General features: G+C 71.7%; 3 protein-coding genes and 1 pseudogene. 3 read left to right on the forward strand and 1 reads right to left on the reverse strand.

What is annotated here, in order from left to right; translation table 11 throughout:
• A pseudogene (locus SACHA_RS0111255) lies at positions 1–313 on the reverse strand (hypothetical protein); the annotation flags it as partial.
• A 156-nt stretch (positions 314–469) separates the two neighbouring features.
• Between SACHA_RS0111255 and SACHA_RS0111260 the strand changes: the two are divergent.
• The 3 genes from SACHA_RS0111260 (at position 470) to SACHA_RS0111270 (ending at position 3,898) form a co-directional block, all read left to right on the forward strand.
• A complete protein-coding gene (locus tag SACHA_RS0111260; RefSeq protein WP_019809764.1) occupies positions 470–1,591 on the forward strand; it encodes a 5-methyltetrahydropteroyltriglutamate--homocysteine S-methyltransferase in 1,122 nt (373 codons plus the stop codon).
• A 150-nt stretch (positions 1,592–1,741) separates the two neighbouring features.
• Entirely contained in the window at positions 1,742–2,614 is an 873-nt protein-coding gene (locus SACHA_RS0111265) for an IclR family transcriptional regulator (protein WP_020628619.1), read from the forward strand.
• Positions 2,615–2,713: 99 nt separating this feature from the next.
• Positions 2,714–3,898, forward strand: coding sequence for a 4-hydroxybenzoate 3-monooxygenase (locus SACHA_RS0111270; RefSeq protein ID WP_019809768.1), 1,185 nt, complete (start codon positions 2,714–2,716; stop codon positions 3,896–3,898).
• Positions 3,899–3,947: the final 49 nt, after the last annotated feature.

Below are 3,947 nucleotides of genomic sequence, written 5' to 3' on the forward strand. Positions count from 1 at the left end.
CCACGGTCGCGACGCCGGCGCCCACCAGTACGGGCGGGCGCCAGCCGAGCCCGCGCAGGGCGCCGTACCCCACGCCCACCGTGGTGCCGGTGACCATGCCCAGCAGCGCGCCGAGGCCCGACTCCCGGCTCTGCTGCTTCTGCTCGTCCCCCGGCAGTTCGGTGCCCACCGCCCGGCTGATCCGGTCGATCGTCTGCTGCGGGGTGCTGCTGGACGGGCGGCCGCGCAGGGTCATGTCCAGGTAGGTGGATGCGTTCAGCGCCGTGGTGCCTGCGGCGCCCGCCGCGGCGCCGCGTGCGAGGGAAGACAACATGCGCGCCGGATACCCCACCCGGCCGGGACGAACCGCGAGGGGTGCCGATCCGGTGACAGCGGGTCGTCCCACGCTGGGCGCTTCCGGGCTTTCACCCAGCGAAAACCTCGACGGCAGTGTGTTGAGGGGGTTCACAGGCCGTGTGACTATGCCGCAATGAGTCAGCGTACGAGTCCCCCGTTCCGCGCCGACCACGTCGGCAGCCTTCTCCGTCCGCCCGAGCTGCACACGGCCCGGGAGAAGGCGGCGCGGGGCGAGATCACCCGTGACGAACTGAAGGCCGTCGAGGACGACGCGATCCGGGAGGTCGTCGAGCGGCAGCGCCGGGCCGGGCTGCGTTCGGCCACCGACGGCGAGTTCCGCCGTGCCTCCTGGCACATGGACTTCATCTACCAGCTCGACGGCGTGTCGCAGAGCGACGAGCGGATGGAGGTCCGGTTCCACAACGCGGCGGGCGACCTGAACTTCTCCCCGCCCAAGCTGCAGGTCGACGGCAAGGTCGGGCTGGGCGAGCCGATCTTCGCCGAGCACTTCGAGTTCCTGAAGTCCGTCACCGATCCGTCGGTGACGCCGAAGCTCACCATCCCGTCGCCGAGCATGGTGTACTACCGCGGCGGCCGTGCCGCCGTCGACGAGACGGTGTACCCGGACCTGGAGGACTTCTTCACCGACCTGAGCGCGGCCTACGGTGCGCAGATCGCCGCGATGGGCGAACACGGATGCCGCTACCTCCAGCTCGACGACACCAGCCTGGCCTACCTCAACGACCCCAACCAGCGCGAGCTCGTGGCCCGTATGGGCGGCGACCCGGACACCCTGCACCTGCGCAACATCCGGACGATGAACGCCGCCCTGGAACACAAGCCCGAGGGCATGGCGATCACCACGCACCTGTGCCGGGGCAACTTCCGCTCCTCGTGGGCGGCCGAGGGCGGCTACGACTTCGTGTCCGAGGCGCTGTTCAACGAGCTGAACGTGGACGGCTACTTCCTGGAGTTCGACGACGAGCGCTCCGGCGGCTTCGAGCCGTTGCGCCACGTGCCGAAGGGTAAGTACGTCGTGCTCGGCCTGGTCACCACCAAGCGCGGTGAGCTGGAGTCGCTGGACTCCCTGCAGCGGCGCATCGAGCAGGCGTCGGCCTACATCGACGTCGACCAGCTCTGCCTGTCCCCGCAGTGCGGCTTCTCCTCCACCGAGGAGGGCAACGACCTCACCCGCGACGAACAGTTCCGCAAGCTCGAACGCATCGTCGAGACCGCCGAGAAGGTCTGGGGCTGACCGGGCCGGTCACTCTCCGTGTTGCCGTGAGGGGCACTTTCCCTGCACTCGACGCAGGGAAAGTGCCCCTCGCTGCGTCCAACGCAGGGAAGGTGCCCTTCACGGCAACCCCCCGGTGAGGGGTTGCGGGGGTGGGGGTGGCCGCGTTGGGTGGGGGGTGTGCGGCACAGGGGTGAGAGTTCGGTGAGTGTGGTCGGGCGGGTGTTGGCCGTGTTCGACGCGTTCAGCCCGCAGCGGCCGGTACTGACCCTGTCCGAGTTGAGCAGGCGGGCCGGGCTGCCGCTGTCCACCACCCACCGGATCGTGGGCGCACTCACCGAGCACGGCGCGCTCGAACGCGACGCCGACGGCGGCTACCGCGTCGGGCTGCGGCTGTGGGAGATCGCCTCGCTCGCCCCGCACGGCGCGCCGCTGCGGGACAGCGCCCTCCCGTTCCTGGAGGACCTCTACGAGGCCACCCACCAGAACGTCCAGCTCGCCGTCCTCGACGGCACCGACGTCGTCTACGTCGAGCGCATCGCCGGACGCGAGGCCATCCGCATCCGCTCCCGCGTCGGCGGGCGCATGCCGCCGCACGCCACCGGGGTCGGCCTCGTGCTGCTCGCACACGCCGCCCCGGAAACGCAGGAGCGCGTGCTCGCCGGGCCACTCACGCGGTACTCGCCGAAGACCCTCGTCGACCCCGCCCGGTTGCGCCGCGTGCTCGCCGACGTGCGGCGGGACGGATTCGTGCTCAGCGACGGCCAGATCGAACCGGATGCGGTGTCCGTCGCCGCGCCCGTCCGCGGTGCCGACGACACCGTGGTCGCCGCCATCTCGATCGTCGTCCCCGCGCAGGGCACCGACCCGTGGACCCTGGTGCCCGCCGTCCGCGCCGCCGCGCACGGCATCTCCCGCACGCTCGGGGCGCCGCGTGCGGTCTCCCACCCGCACGAGCCCGACGAGCGTTCCCACCCGCACGAACGGTCCTCCGCCGAACGGAAGAGCCGGTGGTCCGCGGGCCGCGGGCGCCCCCAGTCTTGACCGCACCGCGGCACCGGCGGGATCGTCGCGCCCCTCGGTCCGCCGTCGCACCTCGGCGGCGGTGGTCGGAACAGCTCTTCGGGGAAGGAGAGGACTCCGGTGACGGACACCCGGGTTGGCATCGTCGGAGCGGGCCCCGCCGGGCTGCTGCTGTCCTACCTGCTGCATCTGCAGGGCATCGAGGCGGTCGTGCTGGAGGCCCGCAGCCGCTCCTACGTCGAGCAGCGCGTCCGTGCGGGCGTGTGCGAGCAGCCGACCGTCGAGCTGCTGCGCGAGATCGGGGTGGGTGCCCGGATGGAGACCCGGGGGATGCCGCACCACGGTCTGTCCCTGCGGTTCGACGGGGCGGACCACCGGATCGATCTCACCGGGCTGACCGGCCGGTGCATCACCGTGTACGGCCAGCAGGAGATCGTGAAGGACCTGATCGCCGCGCACGAGGAGAAGGGCCTGCCCATCGAGTTCGAGGTCTCCGACGTCGCGCTGCACGATCTGGACGGCGACCGGCCACGGGTGAGCTACACCGACGCCGACGGCCACGCGCGGGAACTGCGCTGCGAGGCGATCGCCGGGTGCGACGGGTTCCACGGGGTGAGCAGGCCGTCGATCCCGGAGAGCGCGCTGACCACCTTCGAGCGGCACTACCCGTTCGCCTGGCTCGGCATCCTCGCGCGGACTCCGCCGTCGCACTCCGAGCTGATCTACGCCCACCACGAGCGCGGCTTCGCCCTGCACAGCATGCGCTCGGCGGAGATCACCCGGTTGTACCTGCAGGTCGATCCGGATGATCCGGTGGACGACTGGCCGGACGACCGGGTGTGGTCGGAGCTGCAGCTACGGCTGGCCACCGAGGACGGCTTCAGCCTGCGGGAGGGGCCGGTGCTGGAGAAGAGCATCGCGCCGATGCGCAGCTTCGTGGTGGAGCCGATGCAGTACGGCAGGCTGTTCCTCGCCGGCGACGCGGCGCACATCGTGCCGCCCACCGGGGCGAAGGGCATGAACCTCGCCATCGCCGACGTGCGCCACCTCGCCCGTGCCCTGAAGGCGCTGCTGCGCGACGGCGACCCGGCCCCGGCCGCCGCCTACTCGGACACCTGCCTGAGCCGGGTGTGGCGGGCCGAGCACTTCTCCTGGTACATGACGTCGATGCTGCACACCGACCCGTCGACGGACGCCTTCGGGCGCAGGTTGCAGTTGTCCCAGCTGCGCTACACGGCGACCTCCCGGCCCGCCGCGACCAGCCTGGCCGAGAACTACGTCGGCCTGCCGTTCGAGGGGGCGTGACCGGCCCGGCGGCCGGGTGCGGCACGTGCCCGTGCCCCCGGGCCCGTGC

The sequence above is a fragment of the Saccharomonospora halophila 8 genome (assembly GCF_000383775.1).
GTDB classification, from domain to species: Bacteria; Actinomycetota; Actinomycetes; order Mycobacteriales; family Pseudonocardiaceae; genus Saccharomonospora; species Saccharomonospora halophila.